This is a genomic window from Spirosoma pulveris (assembly GCF_054781875.1).
This window is the reverse complement of record NZ_BAAGTO010000003.1, coordinates 565362-591924: the sequence shown is the minus strand read 5'-3', so window position 1 is coordinate 591924 and position 26563 is coordinate 565362. Positions and strand designations below refer to the sequence as shown.

The 26563-nt window shown below is 51.3% G+C and carries 17 protein-coding genes; 7 read left to right on the top strand and 10 right to left on the bottom strand.

The window, feature by feature from the left end:
• Nucleotides 1-155 precede the first annotated feature (155 nt).
• The 7 genes from ACYVJM_RS15170 to ACYVJM_RS15140 form a co-directional block, all read right to left on the bottom strand.
• Nucleotides 156-2486, bottom strand: a complete 2331-nt coding sequence (locus tag ACYVJM_RS15170) for a hybrid sensor histidine kinase/response regulator (RefSeq protein WP_461149076.1) — start codon at nucleotides 2484-2486, stop codon at nucleotides 156-158.
• Nucleotides 2487-2488: 2 nt separating this feature from the next.
• Nucleotides 2489-3628, bottom strand: coding sequence for an FIST signal transduction protein (locus ACYVJM_RS15165; protein WP_461149075.1), 1140 nt, complete (start codon nucleotides 3626-3628; stop codon nucleotides 2489-2491).
• Between the two features lie 163 nt (nucleotides 3629-3791).
• Entirely contained in the window at nucleotides 3792-7433 is a 3642-nt protein-coding gene (locus tag ACYVJM_RS15160; RefSeq protein WP_461149074.1) for a PAS domain S-box protein, read from the bottom strand.
• Between the two features lie 360 nt (nucleotides 7434-7793).
• Nucleotides 7794-8819: a transglutaminase-like domain-containing protein gene (locus ACYVJM_RS15155; RefSeq protein ID WP_461149073.1), complete on the bottom strand. Its 1026-nt coding sequence runs from the start codon at nucleotides 8817-8819 to the stop codon at nucleotides 7794-7796.
• A gap of 178 nt (nucleotides 8820-8997) precedes the next feature.
• Nucleotides 8998-10035 (bottom strand): redoxin domain-containing protein, encoded by a 1038-nt coding sequence (locus tag ACYVJM_RS15150; RefSeq protein ID WP_461149072.1) that lies wholly within the window; start codon nucleotides 10033-10035, stop codon nucleotides 8998-9000.
• 147 nt (nucleotides 10036-10182) lie between these two features.
• Entirely contained in the window at nucleotides 10183-15153 is a 4971-nt protein-coding gene (locus ACYVJM_RS15145) for a Kelch repeat-containing protein (protein ID WP_461149071.1), read from the bottom strand.
• 547 nt (nucleotides 15154-15700) lie between these two features.
• Nucleotides 15701-16102 carry a hypothetical protein gene (locus ACYVJM_RS15140; RefSeq protein ID WP_461149070.1) on the bottom strand — a complete coding sequence of 134 codons (402 nt, stop codon included), beginning with the start codon at nucleotides 16100-16102 and terminating at the stop codon, nucleotides 15701-15703.
• 259 nt (nucleotides 16103-16361) lie between these two features.
• Here ACYVJM_RS15140 and ACYVJM_RS15135 point away from each other — a divergent pair, with 259 nt between their 5' ends.
• The 5 genes from ACYVJM_RS15135 to ACYVJM_RS15115 all read left to right on the top strand — a co-directional run bounded on the left by ACYVJM_RS15135 (nucleotide 16362) and on the right by ACYVJM_RS15115 (nucleotide 20654).
• Nucleotides 16362-16829: a hypothetical protein gene (locus ACYVJM_RS15135; protein WP_461149069.1), complete on the top strand. Its 468-nt coding sequence runs from the start codon at nucleotides 16362-16364 to the stop codon at nucleotides 16827-16829.
• Nucleotides 16830-16847: 18 nt separating this feature from the next.
• Nucleotides 16848-18422, top strand: a complete 1575-nt coding sequence (locus ACYVJM_RS15130) for a M81 family metallopeptidase (RefSeq protein WP_461149068.1) — start codon at nucleotides 16848-16850, stop codon at nucleotides 18420-18422.
• Nucleotides 18423-18588: 166 nt separating this feature from the next.
• Nucleotides 18589-19224, top strand: a complete 636-nt coding sequence (locus tag ACYVJM_RS15125) for a hypothetical protein (protein WP_461149067.1) — start codon at nucleotides 18589-18591, stop codon at nucleotides 19222-19224.
• 35 nt (nucleotides 19225-19259) lie between these two features.
• A complete protein-coding gene (locus tag ACYVJM_RS15120) occupies nucleotides 19260-19679 on the top strand; it encodes a hypothetical protein (protein ID WP_461149066.1) in 420 nt (139 codons plus the stop codon).
• Between the two features lie 375 nt (nucleotides 19680-20054).
• Nucleotides 20055-20654: an outer membrane beta-barrel protein gene (locus ACYVJM_RS15115; RefSeq protein WP_461149065.1), complete on the top strand. Its 600-nt coding sequence runs from the start codon at nucleotides 20055-20057 to the stop codon at nucleotides 20652-20654.
• A gap of 83 nt (nucleotides 20655-20737) precedes the next feature.
• Here the strand turns inward: ACYVJM_RS15115 and ACYVJM_RS15110 are convergent, their stop codons facing one another.
• Nucleotides 20738-22258, bottom strand: a complete 1521-nt coding sequence (locus ACYVJM_RS15110) for a GH3 family acyl-acid amido synthetase (protein WP_461149064.1) — start codon at nucleotides 22256-22258, stop codon at nucleotides 20738-20740.
• A gap of 147 nt (nucleotides 22259-22405) precedes the next feature.
• On the opposite strand from ACYVJM_RS15110, the gene ACYVJM_RS15105 reads away from it, so the two are divergent.
• Entirely contained in the window at nucleotides 22406-22588 is a 183-nt protein-coding gene (locus ACYVJM_RS15105; protein ID WP_012924741.1) for a MerR family transcriptional regulator, read from the top strand.
• Between the two features lie 112 nt (nucleotides 22589-22700).
• Here the strand turns inward: ACYVJM_RS15105 and ACYVJM_RS15100 are convergent, their stop codons facing one another.
• On the bottom strand, nucleotides 22701-25157 hold the full coding sequence (locus tag ACYVJM_RS15100; protein ID WP_461149063.1) for a TonB-dependent receptor: 2457 nt from the start codon (nucleotides 25155-25157) through the stop codon (nucleotides 22701-22703).
• 111 nt (nucleotides 25158-25268) lie between these two features.
• Nucleotides 25269-26150: a sugar phosphate isomerase/epimerase family protein gene (locus ACYVJM_RS15095; RefSeq protein WP_461149062.1), complete on the bottom strand. Its 882-nt coding sequence runs from the start codon at nucleotides 26148-26150 to the stop codon at nucleotides 25269-25271.
• Nucleotides 26151-26192: 42 nt separating this feature from the next.
• On the opposite strand from ACYVJM_RS15095, the gene ACYVJM_RS15090 reads away from it, so the two are divergent.
• Complete coding sequence (locus ACYVJM_RS15090) at nucleotides 26193-26387, top strand: hypothetical protein (protein WP_461149061.1); 195 nt, start codon at nucleotides 26193-26195, stop codon at nucleotides 26385-26387.
• Nucleotides 26388-26563: the final 176 nt, after the last annotated feature.

The window sequence follows — 26563 nt, the reverse complement described above, 5'->3', positions numbered from 1 at the left end:
ATTGTCTAATATTAACATATAGTAAACAAACTTAATAGTAATTCAGCAGTTTACAAAAGGTAGCCTTGCTTAAAAATGAAAAACCCCGCTGATCTAACCAGCAGGGTAAGATAATAACTAGCAGAATTTGCCCGGCAGCCACTGTTCGGTACTTATTACCGACTTTTCGAATCAGCTTTCAGTAAGTTACAGACATACTCAACCTCTGCTTCTATATCGGTGCATAGCTCGGCCAGTTCGTCCGGGTCGATAGGTCGTGTGTGTTCCAGGGTTCCGGCCAGGTCAGCCAGACGAAGCAGGTTAACGGTCAAGGCAGTTCCTTTTAGTTGGTGAGCCAGCGATTTCAGCTTTGACAAAGCCCCCTCCTGACGAATTGACGCAAAGCGGGCGGGGAACGCACTCAGGTATTCCTGAGCGCCCTCAATCAGAATATCGACAAGCAGCTGGTCCTGGTTCATGCGGGCTAATAAACCCTCCCGATCAAAATGTCCCTGTCTGGATAGCTCGGTCTCTTCATCTGGCTTAGGCATTTCGTCCTGCTGGCCCAGCCACTTATCAATAATTGTATTTAATGCGTTGGGGATAATGGGCTTACTCAGATAGTCATCCAGACCGGCCAGTAAGCATTTTTCCCTTTCACCCCGCACTGTACCGGCCGTCAACGCAATAATTGGCGTTCGTTTACCGGTTTCGAGCCGACGGATAGCCCGCGTGGCTTCGTATCCATTCACAACAGGCATCTGAATATCCATCAGGATCAGATCAGGATCTGCCGTCTGAAACGCATCGATGGCCTGCTGCCCGTCAACGACTTCCACAATCCGAACATTTGCCAATCGCTGTTTGAGTAAGGTCTTGGCCAGAAGCATGTTCACCTGGTTATCTTCAACCAGCAGAATCGTTACCGGCTCCACATCCACAGAGGTCGCAAGCTGGGAAGGAGCCGAGGCAACGACCTTCTCTTCGGGCCGGTGCTTGAGGTACGACAGGGCTTCGAACAGTTGGTCGGCGGTAACGGGTTTCACCAACCGCCGGTCTACCGATAACTCTTTGGACACATTCATTACTTTTTCGTCTTCCGACGAGCTGTGCAGGAGAATGATCGGCAACTCATCGGCAGACAGATTCAGATCATGCCGAATCAGTCGGATGGTGGCCAGTCCATCAATCAGCGGCATGTGGTAATCCATAATCACGGCGTCGTACTTCTCACCGGACTTTAGCCGTTCCAGTGCCTCCAGACCGCTAGCCGCCTGCTGGACCTGGATATCTGCCAGATCCAGCATGGCCAGTAAAATCTGACGGTTTGTGGCATTATCATCTACGATCAGTACGCGCTGAATTAACTGCAGCCCTGCCCACTGGTTCACTTCGCCGGGGAGCGATTTAAACTGGATGGTGAAGAAAAACGTGCTGCCTTTACCCAGTTCACTCGTTAGCTGAAGCTGGCTGCCCATCAGTCCCAGCAGCTTATTGGAGATGGCCAGCCCCAGGCCGGTTCCACCAAACCGGCGGGTAGTTGAGGAATCTTCCTGAGAAAACGCTTCGAAGATCTTTTCCAGATTTCGTTCAGCAATGCCAATACCGGTATCCCGCACAGCAAACCGGAGATTGGTCAAGTCATCGGACAGGTGGTCGTTGATGCGTTCTATACTCAGTTCAATCTCTCCCTGTTGGGTAAACTTTACAGCGTTACTGAGCAGATTGATCAAAATCTGCCGGAGTCGAATCTGGTCGGCCCACACAAAACGAGGTATCGACGAGTCGATGTTGAGCAGCATTTCCAGCTTCTTCTGGTGAGCCGGTAATTTTATCATATCGGCTACCTGGCGACCAATGGCCAGCAGGTCGGTTTGTTCGACAACGAGTTCCAGCTTCCCGGCTTCAATTTTGGAGAAGTCGAGAATATCATTGATGATGTCGAGCAGACTGTTAGCAGACTGGTTAACCAGCGACAGATAATGACGCTGGGTTTCATCGGTTTTGGTTTTCAGGAGCAAGTCGGTAAATCCGATCACACCATTGAGGGGCGTACGGATTTCGTGACTCATCGTCGACAGAAAATCGGACTTGGCCAGGGTAGCCTGTTCAGCCAGCTCTTTGGCCTGACGGAGTTCGTTTTCAATTGTTTTCCGGCGTTCAATCTGCCGTTTCAGGAACTCGACCAGCTCGATCAGGTTATCGGGATTAATGTCCGTCATCCCCTCATCAGTGGGTACATCCAGGGTTCCAATGGCATCGATCAGTTTTTCAATCGACTGCTTACGCTGCCCGATTTCGGCTTTCAGTTTATGGGTTAGGTCAGCATACGCCTGTTCATTCATGAAAGACGAATGCTCGAACAATTCCTTGTCTCGTTCAAAGTTATGATACGACTCGTTGATCACGCGTACAAACAGGTCGAGTTGCGTATCGGCTAGGCTATCTTCGGGTAAGTATTTTTTTATCTGTCTGGCCAGTACTTTATGTAGCGGTTTCTCATTCATGCTTATTGCTCCGAAAAGGCGGTAATGGTCATTGTTTGGTTGTGGAGTTCGCACCGGGCACCGGGCGCAGTAGGGGCAATTTCTCCGTATGAATAAAATCCGCTGAGTACCGTAGTCTCGCCAAACACATCGCGAACGGCTTCTACTTCTTCATCGATACGCTGGCCCAGCACCAGCTTTCGGCCCACGCAACTCACCAGAATGGCCAGTTCGGGCGCAAAGGTGGTTGACGACCTGGCCGTATTTGCAGCCGTAGCAGCCGCTTCAATTAACCGATCGAAGTTGGCCGTCATGAACCGCACAAGGCTTTTCTCGGGCATATCACCGGCAAAGGTCATGCTGCGGGCGGCTTCGTCGATGGTCAGAATGGTGCGTACCAGGGGTGGAGAGTCGGCGGTGGTGCGCATGGACAGGGGAAAGAACAGAGCCGCCGAGGGCAACCCCTGAGCGTATTTGCCCAGATAATCCCGATACAGATCGAGCGCCGAGGTGTCGCCAATCTGAAAAAGTACATTGTATTCCGAATGCGTTACCTCTCGCTCGGGGCCGTAAACATCCCACCCGCCCATAGAACCGGTACCAACGTAAAGACTGTCGCCATAAAAGCCAATACCTACAATTTTCCCGGCGGTTGGCTGCTCATTGAGCCCGACCAGCGTAGACTCGAACCGACTTGCATCACCAGCCAGCCCGCCGGTAATTGGAACGACGCGTTGGAGTGAGTCGTTGAGTGCGTCGATCAATTTGCTGCCGTTCACCCAACTGCCATCCGATACGACAAACAGCGCGGCCAGGGATGGATCGTCCAGTGCCTGCGCAATTTGCTGGCCTGCCTGGTAGCTCTCCTGATAGTTCTCTATCTCGATCTGTATTGTACGGACCGTGGTTTTATCGAACGCAATAGCCGTAGCAACAATAGTATCGTCTGACACATGATCGTTGAAGATTTCGCCGGCCGTGGAGTTGATGACGATAGCTGCGGATGGATACCGGGCCCGGAGCTGCCCGTACACATCGGTACGGCTGAGCAAGTTTCGCTCGCCAAAGGCCAGAACCAATTGTGACGCGGATGCGGTAAAGCCGTCAGTTTCTGAGAGTGTTTTCCAGCTGCTACCCGTGAATAGATCTTGTTTAATTTTCATGTCAGGAGAAGAATACAGAAATAGTAGGATAGGCTATTCTCTGAGCTCCTCCCACCGATGCTGAAAAGTTAGTGAAATAAATAAAACAAGTATATAAAAAAACAACTAATGAAAATATTAAGTACTTGAAATTTTTAAAATAGGTACTATTATAACGCGTTTATTAGCACGAATGCGTATCAAGGCTGTTAGTTGGCAGAGTAATGGTAAAGGTTGTCCCAACGCCTTCTGTACTGGCAATGTCGATAGTCCCATTCTGCAACGTGGTATATTCCAGGCAGATAGACAGCCCCAAGCCGGTACCTTTAATATGAGTGACATTACTCGCCCGGAAAAATTTACCGAATAAATGAGGCAAATCTTTTCGGGGAATACCGATGCCCTGATCAACGACCAAAATAGATACGGCTTCTTTCTCAAATCGGATTGTCAATTTGGGATTCGTAGCGGAAAATTTAAAGGCGTTGGATAACAGATTCGTCAACACATGGGTCATCAGCTTTTTATCGATGTTCACCAGCACCGGCGAACCAATCACTTCCAGGATCACTTGCCGTTTGTCTTCCCGATTGCCAAAGTTGAGCGCCACCAGCTTATCGGCAAGGTCTACCATATCGGACGCTTCCAGCTGAACCGGTATTTTCCCCTCCTCCAGACTACTTAGGGTCAACGTGTCCGCTATCAAATCGGTGAGGGACATCACCTGCTTCGAGATGGAGTCGACATGCTTGTCAATCAAGGCGTTCGTTACGGACCGAGACTCATTTGCTGCGTAATATCTTATTAATTCGACGCTGGAGACAATGGCCGCCAACGGTGTTCGGAATTCGTGGGAAGCGGTTGTGATAAACCGCGATTTAAGCGCATTCAGAGCCCGCTCCTTCGCGAGCGACTCCTCTAGAATTTGTTCTTTCTCAATGGCTGTCGTCACATCTGTGGCTACCCCTAACCGGCGTGTGGGAACCCCATTTGCATCCGTCAGCAGAAAGACTCGTGCGTTGAGCCAGCGAATGCTGCCATCGGGGTGGTGAACCCTGAACTGAAAGGTAGCTTTCGGCTCATTACTCATAAAAGCGTTCACGATAGCAGCCCGGTCTTCTTCGACAATAACATTGGCAAAAATGAGCGGATTCTCGTACAACTGCTCAACAGACATACCGCTGTAGACTTCGAAGACGGGGTTCATATAGAGAAATACGGGCGAATCAACATCCCGAATCCAGAACATCTCGTCGACATTTTCGGCAATTTCCCGAAACCGCTGTTCACTTTCCTGAATTGCTTCTTCGGCCATTTTTCGCTCCGTAATATCCGTCAATGTGCCGGTTACGCCCGTTATTTCCTGGTGCTGATTACGGCTTACCTGCGCAAAGGCCTCTATCCAGCGAAAGCCTCCTGTTTTATAAACATAGCGAATTACCTGCCTCACAGACTCCGGTTGTCCTGCCTCAATGGGTGGAAAAAGAGCTTTGACCTTGGCATGATCCTCAGGAACAATAAAATCAAGAAAATAACGACCCAGCGACTCCTCAATTGAAAAGCCGGTTATAACCTCCCAGGCCGGGTTTAGGTACGTCCATAATCCCTTCGAATCGGCCTGGAAGACAACATCGTTCAAATGGTCGACCAGCGAGCGGTACCGCTGTTCACTAGCCCGAAGTGCCTGATTGACCAGGCGCTTGGCCGTTCGATCCCGAATAACGCCAATCATCCGATGGCTTAGTCCCGACTCGTTTTGCAGAACCAGCCCATCGACTTTCATGTAACGTACAGATTCATCAATCGGCGAGATCGTTCGAAACTCGACTTCAAAGGGCTGCTGCTCCCGGATAATGGTCTGCACTTTATCGGAAAAGAAGGCCAGATCCGCCGGATGTACCAGCGGCTCTACATCGCTGATATGGGCGAGGGCTGTACTTTGAGGAATGCCAACGAGGGTATAAAAATTCTCATCAAGAATCAGCTCATGGGTCAGTAGGTTCCACTCCCAAACGCCCAGTTTACCGGCTTTGGTTGCCATCTGACTACGTTGGCTGGCTTGCATCAAAGCCTCCTCAATGGTTTTTAGATACGATATATCCGTACTGATGTCTACATAGCCCATCAATTCGTTCTGCTCGTCGTACAGGCCACTCACCGTCGACAGAACGGGGATCACACGCCCGTCTTTCGTCAAAAGTTTATTTTCAAGGCGCAGAAAATTATGCCGGGCGACATAACGGGCTACTATATCTTCGCCTTCGCCCTCCTCATCAGCCAGTTCGCGCTTCAATTGATCAAGCTGTTGCTGATGGAGTATCGGTTCTCTTAAGGAACCGGTTGTCCGCTGGCCCACCAGTTCATCCGCCCGGTAGCCGGTCATGGCCTCCAGAGCCGGATTTATAAGCTGGATAATTCCTTTGGTATCGGTAGCCGCCACGCCCGCCCCAACGTGTTTTAGGATGGCCCCCTGCAAGGCAGCCAGTTGCCGAACTTCGTCCGTACGTCTGATTACCCGCTGCTCCAGTTCCAGATTGGCTGTCCTGAACTCTTCTTCAACCTGTTTTAGCCGCGTGATATCATTGACGCTGAACAGCACATCACCGGCTACCCGTACCAGTGAGAAATCGCCCCAGAATGATCCCGTTGCCAGCTCATCCGCTACTTCAAAGCGCTGGGTTTCGCCCGTGAGCACCACGCTGACCATTTTAGAAAATACACCGTTCGTCAATAATTGCGGAAACAGGGTGAGCATCGATTTGGCCAACAGCGCATCCTGACTTAACCCGGTTATGGTGGCACACTGTGGATTATTGATAATGGCCCGGAAGTCAGTAATCGTGCCATCCTGCCAAACAGGCCTTAACAAACATAAACTGGTCGGACTGGTGTTGATAATGGCCTGCAGCAACTGATTGTTTTCACTCAGGTTACCGGACTGCTGGATTGTAGCCTGCCGCAGAAACAGGCTGGCTAGCTGACTGGCCACCTCCTGCCCGATCCGCACATGATCCGGTGTAAAAAAATTGGGTGAGGTGTCCAGCAAAGCCAGGATACCCACCAATTTCCTGCCAACCAGCAAAGGCAGTCCCAAAAACGAACGATGCCCCCGCCGGTATGGGTTAACATCAGTCGGAAAGCCCGGCATATCTTCCTCAAGCTGGTTAATGAGTACCTCCTGCCCCTGTGCAAGTAAGGAATGATGTCGGTACCTGGTTGGCAGCGAGATAGCCGGACCCTCATGTTGAACGCCGTGCCGATATCGGACTTCCGTATTGAAGAGCTGCCCGGTCTGATCCAGTTGGAAAAGTACGGCCTCTTCGCAGGGAATCCGTTTAAACAGGCGTTGCAGGGTTAGCCGCTGCCGTTGCTGGTCGCTGAGATATCGGGGAAACCGATGCCTACGCAGCCGATTTATCCCCGTGGCACGCCTTTCAGGATAGGGATTCGATGGTGGCTGGCGAGCTGTTTCCCGAGGTTCACTCACCTCCAGAACACTCATGGCGACCAAATCGGCAAGGCGGGTCAGGCTAACCGAGAACCAGCGATTCCCCCGGGGATCATAACAATGGCATTGCCGGGGCGCGCCAGTCTGAAAGACAGTTATCAGTTGACTCGCCAACTCTGCCTGGGGTATCCAGGGGACGAACGGACCGATAAGTTGCCCGATAAACTTATCGGCGGTTTGGCCCAGCAGTTGGGCCAGTGTTTTGTTGACCCGCCGGCAATGAAACGCAATCAAGGACTCCGATCTCCCATAAACAGGCTCCAGGAAGGCAACTCCCTGTACAGACGTATCGAACCAAAGCTCTAAAAGCGTTTCCATGTTTGCTTACGCCAATTGACCCTATCGGCCACTTGGCGTACCAATAAAATACCTTCTTGTGGATATTAACTTAGCTAAGCACCTACTATCCGTTGTGCTTCTTTATACTGTCTGTTGAGTAAGGTATCCTATAGTTGCCGATTTCTGATAAGTGCCCATACTGTATCATCCATCACGACCATGAATCAGTTCAGGCTATTTTAGTACGCGAATAGTTACTATAAATTTCACAAAGTTAACATTATGAAAAAATATTCATTCAATATGTCTATTATAAATATATCAAGTAAATCAATTAACACAGGTATTTAACAAAAACAAAGTTGAAGGCCAACCCGAGTTGTGTCTCGCTGCGATAAACTAATCAACTACGTTGCGGTAGGTAATGGCAGGAGTCACAGGCAGAAGTGGCTGTCCGTCTGCAACCACTAGCGGGTAGATAAAATAGTTCAGCGGTTGTTCCTGTTTTGGGTAAAGCATCAGATCACGACCCAAGCTGAACTCGATCCGATTTTCGTCATGAGCCCCGAAGAAATAGGCGCGCCGGGCCGGGTTCTTGGCGGCTTCCGATGCATCGATAGGTACCCACCCCAGCTCCTTACTGTAGAACTCGGCCCAGCAATGGTAGCCGCTTACCTGTCCGGTAGGGCGGTCGGCTGGTAAGGAAAACCCAATGGCAAAGCGGGCAGGGATACCCAATGCCCGGCAGTAGCCTATAAAAATAGCGTGAAAATCGGTGCAGTTCCCCCGGCGGGTGTCGCAGGCGTAGTAGATGTCTCCCCGTCCCCAGCCGGTACCGGTTTTATCGTATTTGACGGTGGCAATAACGTGATTGTAGATAGCTCGTGCCCGCTGGAGGTCCGTTTTAGCACCCGCCGAATCGACAACGGCCTTGGCCCATCGTTTAACTGCCCCATCGATAGGTACCAGCCGGTCTGGCTGTAGCCAGCGGTTCATGTATGGGTCAACGGGCCGTTTCTCGGTCGTGCCGAGCGTTTGCTGCTGGGGCTGAATGTGTTCTTTTCGGGTAGCCCTGAACTGCATATCAACCGAAAATTCCTTCCCCGACGGATTTTGAATATGCAGGTGCATGATCCGGTTACCGTACTGAGCAGTGTCCAACTGGTACGGATAAGGCGAAACGATGGTCAATTGCGAAATCTGCTGAAACGGGTTGCTGTGTGGTACAGGTATCCAGATATCCACTTGCCGGGTGCCGGTGGGTAGTTGGCCAATGACCGCTTTATACCCGAACAGAACCGTTCGAGCACGCGGGGGTGCCGTACTAGCGGTTGTCGCCACTAACACCAGCAACCACCCCGTTGCCTGCATGAGCCGGAACAAAGACCGCTGCCGAACTCCTGTGTACTTGACGTTGATACCCATTCATACCCTATACACTGGCCGGCTGCGTGCTGGTTCCCGGCATGGCCCGATTTATCTACCATTATACTAGACAAAAATCGTTCAGAGCCCACGTTTACTGCCGCATTACCAGAGCAGTTGGGTTCGTTCTACGTTGCCGGGTCAGGCGTCATGACCTGTTGGCACAGCGTGAGCGGGTTTACAGGTTTTCGGCAAGGAATTTACTTAGCTCATCTGGCCGGATATTCCGGTTGATAATCGTTCCTTTTTCGTCGAGTAAGAAATTGGACGGGAAGTAGCCGATGGACAATTCATCAAGCGTAAACTTACCGGACAAATCCAGATACTGGCGCCAGCCAAGCTTTCTTTTTTCGATCGTATTTACCCAAAGTCGACTATCGACAGGCTTATCTATAGAAATACCAACGATATCAAATCCCTTGTTCCGGTACAATTGAAACAGGTTGGTAAGCTGTGGAAACTCCTCCAGGCAGGCGGTGCAACGACTGTACCAAAAATCGACCAGTGTATAACTGGCTCCGCTCCGGGGCTTTACCGCTACCGGCTTCTGGTCCGTATCCAGCAGGGTTACGGCTGGAAAAACCTTCCCTATAGCAGTAACCCGGGCAGATGCCAGACGCCGGGCGATCAGCTTGCCCGTGTGGTTGTTTTTAAGCGAAGTGGAGAAAGCGGCATAAACAGAATCCAGAATGGGTACATAACCAACTTCCAGTTGCCGCACAGTTTCCCAAAGTGCCACGTATGAATCGGGATGCTGCCGGGTATAGTCCAGTAAACGCGTTTTCTGCTTTGCTGAGACAATAAGTCTCGAAAAGAAGTTGACGGGCGCAGCTTTCAGTTCACGCATACTCCCGTTGTCGATTCGGGGGATTTCGCGGGCGGAATCAACAAGACAAACAATTGATTGCGTACCGGCTTCAACGATAAACGGGCTTGACACATAGTTGGGAAAAAAAGCAATCAGGAAGCCGCCGGGATATGCCATTTGGCCCTTGAACGTAAACGTCCCTTGCTTAATCGACGCCTTGTAGACATTAGCGGTAGCCGGATGAAAAGCTTCTCCAGCTATGGGCAACAATAATACCGTACCTGTGTCGGCGTCGATGGTTCCGTTCAGTTGAAAAGAGCGGTCAGGATGCGTAGGTTGAGTGTACCCCTTACCACACATTAAAAGCTGCATGCTCATCAGCAGCAATAAACAATAGATAGCTTTCATCTGATTCATGAGAAATTGATATACCTGCGCACCAACGCCTGACGATCAAGAGTCCATCGGGCGACAAAGGGTTGTATTGAAAAAAGCCGCCGGGAACATGACGATTTAAATGTCATGTTCCCGGCGGCTTTTTTTACAAACTAAACCTTATTGTTTAACCAACTTACGACTCACTATACCGTTTTTGGATCGAATCGTAACAATGTAGAGACCCGGCTGATAATCGTGCAGGTTAACCGTTACCGCGTCCAGACTTTCTTTCCGTTCGTGCAGCAGCGACCGGCCCATAATATCGGTGATATCGATGGTGAGCGGCAGCGCATGGTTAGGCTCGAACTCGATCCGGATAACGCCCGATGACGGGTTGGGGAAGAAGCGCCATCCCTGTCCCAGTTCGGTTAGCGGCATGGTCTCCGCAGCTACTTTACCCCCTGCACTATTCGTGACGGTGAAGTTTATCCGCAACGGGTTACCGGCAGTGCCAGTGCCGTTGGCGCCGGAGTAAGGAATCGCGTTCAGGGCATAGGTACCAATGGCGGGCGTCCACGGGTTATAATCGCCGTTTTTATCGCCGAACAAAGCATAGGGCGCTACGCTCTCCCAGACGGTTTGATTCTGCGTTCCAGTTAAGGTTAGCAGTACACTACCTACCGTTGAAGGACTGGTGTTCGCCCGAATGTTGATCCTTGGCGTCGTTAGGCTGGGCAGGTTGATCACATCATTGTTGGCCAACACGCGTATAACCTGATCGGTATCTGCATTCAGCAGCGAGAAACTGGTTACCGACTGCTGGCTGCCATTCATCCCCTCACCCGTTAACGGAATGGACAGGGTTCCTACAGCGCCCGAGTGCGCGATAACCAAACTGGCGTTTTTGGTTCCGGAAGACGACGGCTTGAAGTCGACCTTAACATCTACGCTCTGACCAACCGGGATAATAAACGGCATCGTAATAGGCGCCTGGAAGGTATAGTCGGTACTACCCGTTAAGGAGATACCCGTTACCAGTATCGCCTGGTTACCACTCGAATTGGTCAGTTTGATCAATGTGCTCTGGGTCGAACCAATGGATGCCTGACCATAGGCACCGGACGAGGGAGAGGTCAGCTGGCTCTGCGTTAGTTGTGTACCGGTTGGCGTGGTTGGCCCCGACTGGTAGAATACCTCCTGCGAGCTAAGTTCAAGATTACCCCCCTGCGAACCGGAACCAGCGACAATGTAGATAGCCTGGTTGTTGAGAATCGCCTGTGTGCCGTGCCTTCCCTGCTGCAGATTAGCCAGCTTCAGCCAGTTGTTTGTCGTTGGCGAGAAGGATTCCGTTTCGTTATGCGCGGTTGCCTGAACGCTTTCGCCACCAATAACGACCACATTACCATCCAGTGCAACCGCTGTCGTACCGGCCCGCTGCGTTGGGATAGGATTCGTTGAGGTCGACCATTGGCCCGTCGTGAAGTCATAGATGTCCACTTCGGGCACCGTCAGCATGAACGTCTGACCCGTATTCTGTGAACTCCGCCGACCACCGGCCGCATAGAGCTTATTACCAATAACGACTGCCTGGAAGTGATCTCGGGCATGCGGAGCATCGGGCATAACTTTCCAGGTATTCGTAGCCGGATCGAATTCGTCGAACCAGTTCACATAGCCGGCATTATGCCCACGGGTATTTCCGCCCACTACGTATATCTTCTTGTTATACGCCACCGCACCCGCCGTACCCCGACGTCGGCTGAGGGGTACTTCCGGACCCAGCAACCACTTATCTGTCGTTGGGTTATAGATATAAACGTTTGATACAGAAGGCTCTTCCGGGAAATTTCCGGTAAGGGCACCTACAACGTATACCAGTCCTTCCATTGTTACGGCCTGGAAATGGTGCAGTTCAATTGGTGTAGCAACGGCATTGGTCCAGTTCTTGCCAATGGGCTCATATACCTGCACAGGTTTGATACCTCGCCCACCCATCAGGTAAAATCTGTCTCCGGCCTGCACATAAGCGGCTTCGTGACGAGCCGTTGGCGAACCGGAATTTGGAACCAGCGTTTGCCAGGTACCCGTTGGCGGAGTTCCATCAATAACCGTAAAGTTTAGAGACAACGCATTACCGGCGGTACCTGCACCACCCGGATCGGTATAAGGTGTTGCCGTTAGGTTGTAACTTCCCGCGCTGGGTGTCCAGGAATAAAAACTACCGCCATTATCGCCGAACAGGGCATAGGGCACCACGTTCTCAATCTGAGTTCGAACCTCGGTTCCCGTTAACGCCATAACGACCGAACCGATGGCTGCGGTGCTGACATTAGCCCGAATACTCAGATTACGGGTAGGCAGTGCAGCCAGATCCAGCTGCTCGCCGGGTACTAACTGTTTGATTGGCTGATTGGTGTTGGTATTCATCAGGCTAAAGCTCACTACCGATTGCTGCGGCTCGGCATCGGACCTTACACTGATCATATCCCAGGTAGCCGTGAACGGTGTGGAGTTGAGCGATGTAGAGAGAATACCTACCGCTAATGCCGTTGCACCCTGCACTGCGTTGAGCACAGCACCCGTGAGTTGAATGGGCGGGCCAACATTAACCAGAGGACCACCATCTTTCGAATATTTGGGTTGCACCATACCCGTTGCCGGGTCAACGGACAGATATAAGTCCATGGTGCTGTTGGGTAAACCACCGGGTAAGGTATAAAACCCGTTACTGATCAGTTCACCATTGCTCTCATACAGCATTTCGAGTCCTCCCTGACCACCGTCGCAACCCAGCACGAGCTTAAGGTAATTGTCCTGATCGCCATTACCAATGTATATCCCCTGCGACTGATAATAGCGGGGTGCCTGTCCGTTGAAGAAAGGCCCCAGCATTCGGGTTCTCGCGGTGAACGGTCCGGTGCTGCTGTTTACATTTACCCCGAACTGAAAGCCGTTTTCCTGGTTATTCAGGGTACGGTATGGGTCGCCGGGCGAAACGCTCACTACAGAGAAAGCACCTACTGCACCACCCGCTACCAGATTCTGTTCGTCAAACATATCGAGGTAATTAAACCCGGTCTGTTTGGGTAACATCAACCCCGTAAAGCCTACGCCAAATAAGCCCCGGCCTGGATCGTTGTTGAACAATTCATAGGTAACCGGCAGATTCGTCGTTCTTCCGTTGGCGGCATCCAGCGGATAAAAGTCGTTGTCATCCGTCACACCGTCATTGTCGTCATCAGCATCATTGAAGTCAGACTGCCCGTCGCCGTCAGAATCCTTGGGCTTACTAGCCTGCGAGCAGGGGTTACTGCCATTATCAATTTCATCGGCATTACTAAAGCCATCCCCATCGTCGTCCAGGGTAGTGCTATAGGCCGCATCACAGCCTGTCGTTTCTTCCGGCTCAAAGACATAAATGGAGTTACCTCCATAGCAGGCGGCCCATATCGTACCGGGAAAAATATCGTTATCGCCCTGCGCGGTCAAGTCCAGTGGTTCTGCGCCAAAGTTTGATGCAATGGGCAAATCCTGATTCAACCGTTTGTTTCCCAAGGTGTTGGTAACGGCGGTACCCGCATCGTCGAGTGTGATTTTATGGATGGTGCCATCGAAGGAAGCCACCAGCAAGTGTCCTTTCAGCGTGCCCCCAAACCCGGAACCGGTGTACTCGACTATGCCGTTGGTCGAGCTTTGAAACGTCATGATCGCATTATCATTTTCGCCGGGATTCTGGAAATCGCCTTCAATGGGATGGGCATTGCTGAGCGGCACCGGGGGCCAGTCGGCAGGGAGTGGGTTAGCGCCGGTTTTGCCCGTACGCCACACGCCTACGCCACTCGTATTTGTATATAATCCCGCACCGGACGGATTGGCGCGAACAGGGTTCGGATGCCCACCGTAGAAGCTACCGGGAACGTATGTACTTAAGTCACCTATAAAATGGACGTTATCGAGGTTGTTAACCATATTATCCGTTAAGGTGCTGCTCGTTGAACCGGGTTCGCCCTGGATGTAGTTGTTGGTGGCGTTACCACCACCTTCATTTGCCGGTACCCCTCCCCATCCCTGATTGGCTCCGTTATCGGTAACGAACATACGCCGGGCCTTACCCGGTGTTTTGGTAATCACCAGATCATAAGCATTCCGGAACCCGGTTGCAAATACCTGAACCGGCCCGGTTGGATCTATTTTGGCCTGGTTTAACCCATCATTCCCGCCGAAGGGATCGCCCGCGTCGGGGTTGCCCGCCCGCGTAGGGTCGTCGAGCGTTGGCAGATCGTACTTGTATTTATTGACACCACTGCCCTGAGTAGGTAGGGCTTCGATCACAGCCAGATCAATTGACAGTACGGCCGTGGAGAGCGCAAATTCTGAGGTGTAGGCAAAATTTGTGGATGGGCTGCCCGCATTGGTATTCCCCCCAATGACAATATAGAGTTTTGTTCCATCCAGCTGCATCCCATTATTGGAGTGATTTTCTTCCGAACGCGGCAATCCCCGGACCAGGTCGATCTTATCCCAACCGGTGGCCGTTTTTGTCAGCTTGGAAATAATGCCGGAGTTTGTATCGAGGTTCAAGTCACCAACGGGACCCCCAATACGACTATCGCTCGAACTGACGTAGAGGATCGGACTGGTGGCGGTTCCCGTAACGAGCAGGCTGGTTACCTGGCGGGTAGTTACCTCAGCAGCTAGTGTCCCATCGTCATTGTGATTGGGAATCTGATTGATTATTGCGATCGTTTCTATCTGCGTTACAGAATAATCATTGGGTGCATTCTTCACAATGGTGAAGGCCTTGATGATCCCATCCTGTTGGGCTACATACAAGCGTCCATCCGGACCAAATTGAAGTGAGGTTGGGTTAGTTAAATTAATAGCTCCCAGGCGACCACCTTTCGACTTATCCCCTTTCAAAGCACTTGCTTTGAAATTGAACTTTGCATTTTTCTTCGTTTTATCCTTCAGTTTCTCTTTAGGAAGCTTGGGTTCTTTCTTTTTTAGCTTCTGCTTGCTTTTAAACTTATCCCGGTCAGGGGGACCGCTCTGAGTCCAACCAACTGAATTATTTAACAGACTGATGAGCAGTATCCATACAGCGATACAGCACATCTTCAATGCGAATTTACTGTACAATTTTACCATAACTAATTAGGCGGATTTGATAGACTGATCAATAATAAATGAAACAGAGGCAAGTCTATGTGGTAAAGAATTATTTATATTATTCGGTAGTTTTTTGTCTCCTAGTCTAGGATAAAGTAAAAAACTAATTATCTTAATTGAAACTTGGATACATTTACTTAAATGAAGAAATTTATACTATATGTATTAGATTTAGCCTACCTTACAAGAGTGTTAGTACCCGAGTCAAGCCGAACAACAAACGCTGCAGTACAACTCACAAAACTTACCGAAGGGAAAGTTTTTATTTGGTCATGGCAGACACTAACAGGCTTTTTTTTAACCCATTTCCTGCGGCATACCCTATCGCCAGCGCAGAACTGGAATAGTATTAAAGAAAGATGAAGGATATTGACTAATACAAAAAAATAACTCATGCCATCCGGACGATCTTCGTACCAGGCGGCATGAGTTAGCGCAAACAGGATTTTTCGGTATCGTGTGCCAGGCAAGTACCTGTCTACACGCAACGGAATGCATTAATGTTAATGATACGGTCCTGCCGATTTTACTTTCGGGTTGTCAGGATAACGTCACCAGCGGGATACTCGATCTCCGGGTTATCTTCGGCTGTCACGAAAACTTCGTTTGGCTTATCGACAACAGTAGCGGTCAACTCTCCTTTCAGGGCATTGCCACGGGGAGCGATCTGCCCTAATTTTTTCACTGAGTTCCCGGCTGCTTCCATCCAGACCAGGTACACCTCTTTGGCTGGCGAGAGCTTTTTCGACTCGGCCAGATTGGATACGTTTACCGTCACTTTGTAATTCTTGTTTTTATCTTTCTTCACGTTAATCGTTCCGCTGGCAGCCGGTGCAATAGTGGAATTAACAAAATTCATCTTCGGTGTACAGCCAACCAGAACGGCAAAGGCAAAGAGAGTTATCGCTACAGAATTGATCGTTTTCATTCGTTGAAATTTTTAGTCACTGAATTAACGCTTGATTTTGCCCAGATGTTTACGCTTTTCGGCCAGTTCTATACCAGCTTAACCTACATTCACGCTCATTTGCGGGCAACCTCTGCCCGTTACTTACCATATTATCAGTTTCGTGAAACGTCTCCCTCTGTTCACGGTTTAAAAATAGAATCGGCAGGTATCCTGAAACCGACAAGTTATTGTTTGCCGCAACCCTTCCAGCACACACGTTTACGTTTATAGTTACCCTATGCCGACACGAAACTACCCAACCGGCTACAAAGTCCCGCTTCATAACGTACTGCTCATAAGCTGCATGGACTTGCGGCTACTGGATAACATTATTCATTTTATGGAGCATGAGAACCTGATCAACCGTTACGACCAGTACATTATGGCCGGGGCTTCCATTGGGGCGTTAACGGCTTCGGCGACGGAAGACGATGAACTTAAAAACATTGAGGCCTATAAAGGATGGGAAACAGGCTTGCTTCAGCACATCGACCTGGCCATCCAACTTCACAACATCAAGGATATCTATATCTTAGAACACCGAAACTGCGGAGCTTACAAGGCGTTCTTAAAAGATAATCTGGGTGATTACGAAGAGCATGGCTACGATAAGGAATACAATGACCACAAGAAATACGCACAACAACGACTGCGGCAGGAAGCATCTCTCCCTGAAAAACAATCAATTGTTGGCCTGCTGTTCTGAATGGGCTAAATTGTGGGCATGAAACACATCGCCTTAGGGTTTACCGCCTGGATTTTCGCCTTGAGTTGTGGCTTTTCTCAATCAGCCGCGCAACCAGCCTCAACGACTTTACCCCGCATCGCCATTGCCGGACTGGGCATTGAATCCAGCACCTTCTCGCCGGCCAAAACCACCGAAGAGGCTTTTCATGCCCGTTACGGCCCGGAAGTGTTCAACGCCTACCCGTTCATGATGCCCGTATCGCCCCTGCGCAAACAGGCATTTTGGCTCCCTGCCATCGTCGGAAAGTCGCTACCGGGCGGGGCCGTCACCCGCGAGGCTTATGAGTCGCTGGTCAACAAAACGCTGGATTCACTGAAAAAATACGCTCCTTACGACGGCCTCTATTTCGATATTCACGGGGCCATGAGTGTCGTTGGGCTGGACGATCCCGAAGGCGATTTCCTCGCCCGTATCCGGATGGTGATCGGCTATAAAACGCTGGTGTCTACCTCCATGGATCTGCACGGCAATGTGTCGTGGCGGCTGGCGCAGAACTCCGATCTGATTACCTGCTACCGCATGGCTCCGCACGAAGATGCCATGCAGACTAAAGAACGGGCCGTTGTCAACCTGCTCGACCGCCTTAAAAGCGGCAAAGGTAAACCAGCCTACAAAGCCTGGATTCCCGTCCCGATCCTGCTGCCCGGCGAAAAAACGAGCACGCGCATCGAGCCCGGCAAGAGCCTTTACAAACAGGTAGAGCCCCTCGCTGACCATCGCGAAGGTATTGTCGATGCCGCCATCTGGATTGGCTACGCCTGGGCCGATGAACCGCGCAACCATGCCGTAGTAATGGTGACCGGCGACGATAAAGCCAAAGTGACCGAAACCGCCGAGAAACTGGCCCTCGATTTCTGGAACGTGCGCAAGCAGTTTGATTTCGTAGCGCCAACCGGTACGCTGGAAAAAAGCCTGTCGGATGCATTTGCCAGCAAGAAGCACCCCTTTTTCATCAGCGATACAGGCGATAACCCGACGGCCGGTGGCGCGGGCGATGTAACCTGGACCATTACACAGCTGCTGGCCCGGCCGGAGTTTAAAAAGCCGGATGGCCCCTCGCTGATCTACGCATCCATTCCCGACCCGGAACTGGTCAGAAAAGCCATGGCCGCTGGCGTAGGCGGGCAGGTTGACGGCGTAGCCGGAGCACGAGTGGATTCCCGCTTTGCGCCCCCCGTCCGACTCAAAGGCACGGTTGAATCAATTGTCAAGGGCGACAAAGATGCGGAAGTCGAAGTGGTGGTGAAAGTGGGCAGCGTACACGTGATCGTTACGCAGAAACGTAAGCCTTATCACAAGGAAATCGACTTTACCCGGCTAGGGCTCAAACCCCGAGAAGCCGACATTGTAGTGGTGAAAATAGGCTACCTCGAGCCCGAGCTTTACGCCATGCAGCAGGGCTGGATCATGGCCCTCACACCAGGGGGTGTCAATCAGGATCTGGCCCGACTACCCTTTAAGCGTATCAAGCGTCCAATTTTTCCCTTCGATAAAGACATGGCAACGCCAAACCTGTCGGCGCAGCTGGTGCCGCTATCGGGTGAAAAGTAGTGCCGACCGTCTATAGTACCCGACAGCAGGGGTGCTGTCGGGTACCCCAGACGAAACGCCAGACCGTACTCTGAACGATTCGGCTGGGGTGGTAAAACACGCCAACCCTTAAAACCAATCCCTTCCCAGCGCGTTAAGAAGACAGGTACAGTAAACCCGTTTTCTTATGTCGACACCCGGAATCAATAGCCTGACGCACGAAATCCCGCCGGAACTGGCCCGGTTCAGCACGAACAAGACGATACCCTCGATTCTCGAACACAGTGTGCTGACTGCCCTCTCCTTCTACCCGGAGTTGGCTGAAACGCCCATCCAGTTCGTGTTCAAACAGTCGATCAAGTCGTCGGTGATGCAGGCGCAGCCGGTGTTCAGCACGATACTGGCTAGCCGAAAAGCGAGAGCGTACCGGATTAATATCAGTTCGACCTTCAAGCTGACGCACACGGCCATTCCGATTCACCAACTGCCCGAAGCTATCATGATTGGCTGGATCGGGCATGAGTTAGGACATATCATGGACTACGAAAGCCGGAGTAATCTGGATATGGTCGGTTTTGGGTTAGGCTACGTCTTTTCGGCCGATTATGTAAAAAAAGTGGAGCGCATTGCCGATGCCCACGCCGTTCGGCACGGATTGGGCAAGTACCTCATTGAAACCAAGCGATTTATTCTCGACCATGCCGAACTACCGCAGAGCTACAAAGATAAAATCGCCCGTTTGTACGTGTCACCAGAAGAGATCACGGAACAGGTAAAGCGGCTGGAAGAAGAGAAACTAGACTGGCAACGAAGAGCTTTGTGATAAGTCTAAAAACAGCTTGAAAGGATAAGCTTTATGTGACATCTACCATTACCACCGATTCCATCCCTCGTACACATCCTCTTTTCAAGCTGTTTAAGCATCACGAATTATACATCAGCTATCTAACCAGCAGGTATTCATCCATTGATTACGCGTCTATTTTTAACCCAGACGTTTCATTTGCCCAGGCTGATCGCGCTTTTCGACAGGCCCTGTCGAGCGACACCCTCCTGAATCGTTGCTTTCCGGAAACGGCCTCATACTACCTGAACGCCCAGAATACCCCTGTCCAGGGCGTTTCCTTGTCACCAAAACCAGCCCTGACCATGCCCATTCTGTTAGGGATTGCTGCTCGTTTTTTTGATCGCCTTGATGCTATGCCCAATAATCATGTTGCCTGGTACCTCAGTCTTAAGGGGACTCCCGATTATGATGGCAGTGAGGTACGTAATTAACCACTTGTCGAAGCGTTCTGTAGCGAGGCTATCATGAAATGGTCTTATTCGCCCGAGTGAAGGCAATTGCCGCATGAAAGAGACTTTTACGAAGAAGTAAGAGCACTCGTCAATAGAACCGCATTATTAACCGATTCAAAAGATAAGCGCGAAATAGTTCGACCGGCAATGCGCGAATTGATGACCCACAGTAAAGAGTTGGAAAAAGCTCTTTTAGCTGAATATGAACTCTCGAAAGAGTGGTTAAACTTTACGCTCATTCACTAATAAAGTCCGCTCATTCGCCAGGAATTGCGGGGTGATTATAAAAGATCAATAGTGATACAACCATTTGGTGCTGCACTGAATCCGGTTTGTAACAAACAAACTCACGCTATGAAAATCTGTCTACTCGCCTGCGGGCTCTGGCTGACCGCAGCGGCCTCCTCAGTCGCACAAAGCCGGGTATCGATTGCCCCACTTTACTGGTACAATTACGGACAGTATAAATATCAGATTCATTCCGTTTACGACGGGTCTGATACGCAGCTGTCAGGGCACGACAATTCCTCGTCCATAGGCCTGACTGCCCGATATCATTTTACCCCAAAATGGGATGTCTCGGCGGGCATACTTCTCAACCGGAACTCATCGCAGCTAACTAATCCAAACTTCCCACAGACAGACATAGGTATAATCCGCACGTACCTTCAAGTACCCGTTCTGGCCAATTACCGGATGACCGATCGTCGCCTGTCACCTTATTTTTCGGCCGGTGCTCTTTTGGGCAAGAGCCAAACATCCGCCCCGGTCAAAATGAACGGCGTTATCGGCATCGGGGTGGACTACCGGTTTAATTCCAGCTTATCCTTGCTCCTTCAGCCCACCGCCACTTACTTATTTAACAAGCCAATCAGTGACCCGCTTTTTCAAATTTCAGGCTACTCCTCGTACAGCCTTGGCGTGCAAACGCAGCTTGTCTGGCGTTTCAAATAGCGCAAATTAATGATCCGTTTTTGGCGGTAGTCGATACCGATTGTTGAAGCCGAACCGGTAAGCCAGCCCTGCCTTGACACGCTTTACGCCAGGCTTTGCACATACTGCTCAAACTCCAGAAAGTCCTCCTCCTTCATGACACGGGGAATTTTGGCCTGCCCGCCCAGCTTTTTAAACTCTTCGCTCCAGCGGTAGAACTGCTCGACGGGAATCACCTCGGCTTCTACCCCTTTCAGCGATTTGCTCCGGGCCACTTTGTAGTTTTTGTTGTTGTCGCACAGTTCGCTGTCGAGCGCGGCTGCCATCTCAGCACCATCGACGACTTTGTTCGAGCCGATGTACCATTTGTTGATGTGCTCCCCGTCTTTCCGAATGGCCGCAACGACAAACTCTTTAATCTCCACGTCAAAACGTTTCTGCATGGTCTGCATCGCCTTGTTCATCTGATGCACCGATAGCTGTTCGCCCACCACATTCAGAAAGTGCTTCGTCCGGCCGGTGATCTTTATTTCAGCCCGTTGCTTATCGGTAATCATAACCGTATCGCCGATCATGTAGCGCCAGGTTCCCGAAACAGTCGAGATCAGCAGCACGTAATCGACGTTTTCATCGGCCTGCTCCAGCGAAAGAATGGTGGCATCGGGCTTCACGCGTCCTTCGTCGTCCATGTTCTCGTCCACAAAAGGAACAAACTCGAAGAAGATGCCATTGTCGACAATCAGTGCCATCGACGAGGTGTCGGGGCGCTTCTGCGTGGCCAGGTACCCTTCCGACGTCAGGTAGGTGTCGATGTAGGTGAGCGGCCGGGCCAGTAAGGTTTCAAAGCTTTTGCGGTACGGCTCGAAAGCCACCCCACCCGAGGTGTAGACATGCAGGTTGGGCCAGATGTCATGAATGGTACTGAGCCGGTTATAGCGGATCACTTCTTTCAGCATCATTTCGATCCACGACGGAATACCGCTCAGGCTGCCGATGTCCCAGGTAGGCGCTTCTTTGGCGATCTGGTGTACTTTTTCGTCCCAGTCGGTCATCGATGCAATCTCGGCCCCCGGTTTGTAATACCCCCGGAACCAGGCCGGAATGTTGGCTGCGCTGATACCGCTGATCTCCCCTTCTTCGTGGTCGTCTTTTTCGATCAGGTTGGTGCTGCTGCCCAGCATCAGGATCTGTTTCTGGAAAAAGTCGGACGGAAGGTCGAAGTTCTTCAGACTCATGACCTGCTGAATACCCGATTTGCGGATCGCGTCAATCATGTCGTCCGTTACCGGAATGGCCTTGCTGGTGCTGGTCGTGCCACTGCTGAGCGCAAAAAAACGCTGTCCGCCGGGCCAGGTCACATTCTGGTGTCCTTCCAGCAGGTAGTGCCACCAGTCGGTATGCAGTTTATCGTAATCATGAACAGGCACTTCCTGCTGAAAAGCGGCAATGATATCGTCGCTGCGGAGCAGTTCAGTAAAGTTATGCTTCTTCCCGAAGGCGGTCAGCCGGGCCTTCGTCAGCAGGTTTTGCAAGACCTCCCGCTGGGCTTTTGCCGGGTCGGGCTCCGACGTCACAAACCCGTATACATCAATTGCTTTTTTTATTAATTCCCCAATAACTGCCATATGAACCCTTTCTCGAATAGACTTTGTTATTAAGATAAACCTGATCGGGTAGGCTTTGTTGGTTAGGAAAGAACAATCTTCTTCAACAAAATCTTCGTAGACTACCTGTCTATACCGACAGGGTGGAATAATCAATTTCGTTGAGGTATGCCTAAATCAATCGAAGGGACATTATTTTATACGATTCGGGAAGCAGCCCAGGAGTTACACATTACGGTTGGGCGCCTGAAAAGTTACATTGATCAAAGTCGGTTAACGAGCGAACGGATCGGCCGGACCGAGGTGATCCGGGAACATATCCTGCGTGCGTATCAGGCACGGCGACAATAAGGTTGTGCTTTTGTAAGGAAAGAAGCCGGGGTTATGTGGAGTCAGATTATCCAATCTGACTCCACATAACCCCGGCTTCTCATTTTGTCAACCTTCGAGATGACTTCTGTTCTTAAAATTCTTTTTCGCCGAAATCATTTCCCGGCAGTTTGGCCCGTTTACTGAGTTGCCGGAATGAATAGCTCAGGTTGATCAGGAAGATGTCTTTCTCCTGGATGTAGTTTGTCGACGTGTAAAAATCTTTGCCCGACGTAGTAATCCGCTGTTCATTGGTGGGCAGGAAGCCCAGCCCCATGTTTTGCCACTGCGCCATGATCGTCAGGCGATTTTTCATCAGACTCTTTTTCACCGACATATTGGGAATCAAAAACCGGGAGTCTTCGCCCTGGGCGGTAATGCGCCGGGAAAGGTAATTAACGTTGGCCTGCCAGACCAGCGTTGGGCTGATTTGCACCGTCGAAGCAGCATTGACCGAATACACCCAGGCTGCCCGGTCGAAAATAACTTCATTCTGAAAAAGCTGCCCCTGCTGCGTGAATCGGTAAACCGTTCCGCCCACGTACAGCTTCCAGCTTTTCGTAAGTTTCAGATCCGTTGCCAGTTCGACGCCCAGCCGCTGGGTAAGACCGGCATTGGTAAAAATCCGACTCAGGATGGTATCGGCAAAAACCCGGTTTACCCGGTTGATCGTATTCTGAATCCCCTGATAATAGATCGTAGCCAGCAGCGTACTCCGGCCCACATCCTTACTGATACCCAACTCGCCCAGGTTTACGAATTCGGGGAGCAGGTTCGGGTCGCCCTGTTCGAGGGTCTCGGAGTGTTCGCGCTCGGGTAACGGGTTCAGGGCAAAATTGCTGCTCCGCTGCACCCGCCGACTGAATCCAGCCCGCAGGGCCAGTCCGCCTTTGGGTTTGTAAAGCAGGTTGAACGACGGAAACAGGTTGTCCAGCGTCAGCGAGTACGTCTGGTTGCGGGGCAGCGACAGCACCTCCCGTAGAGAATGCTCGTAGCGTAACCCTACGGTATATTCCAGCTTCTTGGCAACTGTGCCAAACTGTCCATACCAGCTGTGAATGCGGCTGTTGATGGCCGTAGTGCCGGTAAAGGCAGGAACCACCAGCAGCGGCAACCCATTTCCATCCTGCTGCCGATACCGGTAATCGCCTGTATCGTCCTGATACCGATACTGATACCCGCCTTCCAGCTTACCGCCCAAAAAGGGTACACTTCCGTCGATGTTAGCCCGAACGTTTTGAATGGGGCGATTGGTCGTTGAATACGAGAACTGAAGCGTATCGCGGTAACTGTTCCGATTGACGTTGCGATTGCTGGTGAAGCCATCAATGAGATCGTACTCGTACAGGGCACCCGCACTCAGCGTAGCCTTATTGGCAAAGGTGTGGGCATAATCGAGGTTGGCGGTGTAAAAACGTCCGCCTTTTCGCACGAGATTACTGTTGAAATACGCCCGCTGATTGTAGGCCTGCCCCGTCAGCAGATCGGTCGTGCTGTTGGAATAGGAAATATCGGCCAGCCGGTCTTCAGTTCGCTGGCTCTGGTAAAAGCCCAGCGTCCAGGTTGTCGACTTGCTGGGAACGTAGGCAATGGCGATCCGGTTGGTAAACGTGTAGCGGTCGAAACTCCGCTCACCTACAGACGGAAACCGGGTTAACCGATTACCGATGGTCGTACTGACATCGCCCTCGCGCCGTCCGGCAATGTCGTTGCGGATGTAGGCCGAACTCAGCGTCAAATCCCAACGCGCCGAGCGGTAGTTGAGTGTTACATCCGGACTATACCGAACGGGGTTGTATGCATTCCCGAAGGCGTTCGTGCTGGGTAGACCAATCAGGCCGTTCACCTGCGCCGACCAGCCATTATCAACACCTTTCTTGGTGACAATGGCGATGATACCCGCTTTGCCATCGGGGTCGTAACGGGCATTGGGTGTGGTAATTACTTCGATCGACTCGATGCTGTTGGCAGGCATCTGGTTGAGCAGCGTACCCAGATTGGCCTGAACGGGTTTACCATTCAGCAATACCAGAAAACCATTGGCACCCCGCAGACTCACATCCCCTTCCGCATTGATGCTCATGCCGGGCAGATTGCGCAAGATATCGGTAGCCGTACCACCCGCAGCCGATTGAAACTGGGCCGCCCGGTACGTCTGGCGGTCGGCCTGCATAACGACACCGGAACGCTGACCCGCTACCCGCACTTCGTTGAGTAGCCGGGAATCGCCTTCCAGCATCAGCGTGCCTACTTCGAGGGGCTGGTTCCGGACAACCGTAAGCGGCACCGAAACAGGTTTATAACCGACAAAAAACGTACGAAGGGTATAAATTCCGGCTCTGGCATCTGCAATCCTGAACTGACCGGCAGAGTCGGTAATGGCCCCGCCTACCGCTACCGAATCGGGCTGGCGATACAGCGCCACACTCACGAACGGCACCGGCTGGCTGGTCACTTTGTCCAGAATCCGCCCGCTCACCAGGGTTTGCGCGTTTACGGACACCAGACAGATCAGCGTCACCGTCAGTAGAAGTAGGGTTTCTCGTAGCATGTAATTTCCCGGCACCTCCCGCCCACCATTCAACAGGACGTCGCACTATGGAGAGATCGTATTGCCGGATGATATACTCTTTGCGAAGCCAAAAAGTTGTGAAACGGGACCTTACCCCTTCCGGATCATCCGATCGAACACGGCCCGTTGTGCTTTCATCTCCGCCACTTTATTGGCCGGGTTGGTGTGGCATTCGAGGAGAACCCAGCCTTTGTAGTTCATACTGACCAAGTTATTCAGCAACTCCTGATAGGGGTAATCTGTCCGGTCGAGTTCGCGGACGTGGCAGGTGGCACCCAGACGGTCTTTGACGAGGTCGAAGTTGGCCTGAAAACCCTTGCCATTTAAATCCTGCGGGTTGCAGTTCCAGCAAATGGTCGCGTTGGGATGCGTGGCCACGTCCATAATTCGTTTAGTCATGGGCAGTTCCTGCGTTTCTTCACCATGAACTTCCAGCCGGATCTGCTGCCCAAAATCAGCCGCGTACCGGGCGAGTTCGTTGAGCGATTCCCCGATCTGGGTCACGGTTTTATCGACGGGTACTTCTTTATGCAGGGCGTTGGGCTTCACCTTTACGCCCGTTCCGCCCACATCGGCACTGAGTCGGATAAATTCTTTCGTCCGGTCAATGGAGGCTTTGAGCTTGTCCGGGTCAATAAAATCGAATTGCTGGTTCGTACCCAGCCCAACGAGTTTGACCGGGCTATCGGCGAATCGTCTTTTCACCTCCCGGCGTTGGGCCGCGTTGAGTTCGGGCATAACATTGTGCGCGTGTTCAACGCGTAGTTCAACACCCAGGATATTGGTATCGGCGCAGTTTTTTAGGAGGGTAGGCAAATCCCAGTCTTTGCCCCACAAGTAGGTTACGAAGCCCAGCTTGACGGCAGCTTTGGCCCGCGTCGATTCGGTAGCAAAAGCCGGTCCCGCCAGCAGGGACGCCCCCGTCAGCAGGGAAATTTGATTGAGAAACGTTTTTCTGTCGATAGGAAGCATGACGCTTGTGGGGAGTTCGGGGTAATTGGTTGTCCTTAGCTGATGGATAAAGTTTATTCATTTCCATTGCTACTTGTTATTGCTTTCAACCCGCCATCGCGCATCCAATCAGATTTTTTTAAGATGAGTTTATCTCATCCCTTCCTGATGAGTCCGGGAGAAGTTGCTGACTTGCTGCTTTTCGCTGCAGAAAAGCAGTACCGCCTATCAACCCAATCAGTCGCCAGCGATGAGTAGACCAGTACCCGCGGCACTAAAAAATCAAAACGTCATATTCTTCATATTATGGCAGTTTGCCGGTTTGCCAGACAGGTAGTTTACCGGACCGAACGTCTTCTGAAACTAACTCGTCTGCCCCGGTGCGGATGCCGCTAAAAAGACCCCAAAAACCTGTTTTACCAGCTTGAAGTTCA

Coding starts and splice junctions, on each gene's coding strand:
- ACYVJM_RS15170 (WP_461149076.1), bottom strand. CDS start 2,486: ATGAATGAGAAACCGCTACATAAAGTACTGGCCAGACAGATAAAAAAA.
- ACYVJM_RS15165 (WP_461149075.1), bottom strand. CDS start 3,628: ATGAAAATTAAACAAGATCTATTCACGGGTAGCAGCTGGAAAACACTC.
- ACYVJM_RS15160 (WP_461149074.1), bottom strand. CDS start 7,433: ATGGAAACGCTTTTAGAGCTTTGGTTCGATACGTCTGTACAGGGAGTT.
- ACYVJM_RS15155 (WP_461149073.1), bottom strand. CDS start 8,819: ATGGGTATCAACGTCAAGTACACAGGAGTTCGGCAGCGGTCTTTGTTC.
- ACYVJM_RS15150 (WP_461149072.1), bottom strand. CDS start 10,035: ATGAAAGCTATCTATTGTTTATTGCTGCTGATGAGCATGCAGCTTTTA.
- ACYVJM_RS15145 (WP_461149071.1), bottom strand. CDS start 15,153: ATGGTAAAATTGTACAGTAAATTCGCATTGAAGATGTGCTGTATCGCT.
- ACYVJM_RS15140 (WP_461149070.1), bottom strand. CDS start 16,102: ATGAAAACGATCAATTCTGTAGCGATAACTCTCTTTGCCTTTGCCGTT.
- ACYVJM_RS15135 (WP_461149069.1), top strand. CDS start 16,362: ATGCCGACACGAAACTACCCAACCGGCTACAAAGTCCCGCTTCATAAC.
- ACYVJM_RS15130 (WP_461149068.1), top strand. CDS start 16,848: ATGAAACACATCGCCTTAGGGTTTACCGCCTGGATTTTCGCCTTGAGT.
- ACYVJM_RS15125 (WP_461149067.1), top strand. CDS start 18,589: ATGTCGACACCCGGAATCAATAGCCTGACGCACGAAATCCCGCCGGAA.
- ACYVJM_RS15115 (WP_461149065.1), top strand. CDS start 20,055: ATGAAAATCTGTCTACTCGCCTGCGGGCTCTGGCTGACCGCAGCGGCC.
- ACYVJM_RS15110 (WP_461149064.1), bottom strand. CDS start 22,258: ATGGCAGTTATTGGGGAATTAATAAAAAAAGCAATTGATGTATACGGG.
- ACYVJM_RS15105 (WP_012924741.1), top strand. CDS start 22,406: ATGCCTAAATCAATCGAAGGGACATTATTTTATACGATTCGGGAAGCA.
- ACYVJM_RS15100 (WP_461149063.1), bottom strand. CDS start 25,157: ATGCTACGAGAAACCCTACTTCTACTGACGGTGACGCTGATCTGTCTG.
- ACYVJM_RS15095 (WP_461149062.1), bottom strand. CDS start 26,150: ATGCTTCCTATCGACAGAAAAACGTTTCTCAATCAAATTTCCCTGCTG.
- ACYVJM_RS15090 (WP_461149061.1), top strand. CDS start 26,193: ATGGATAAAGTTTATTCATTTCCATTGCTACTTGTTATTGCTTTCAAC.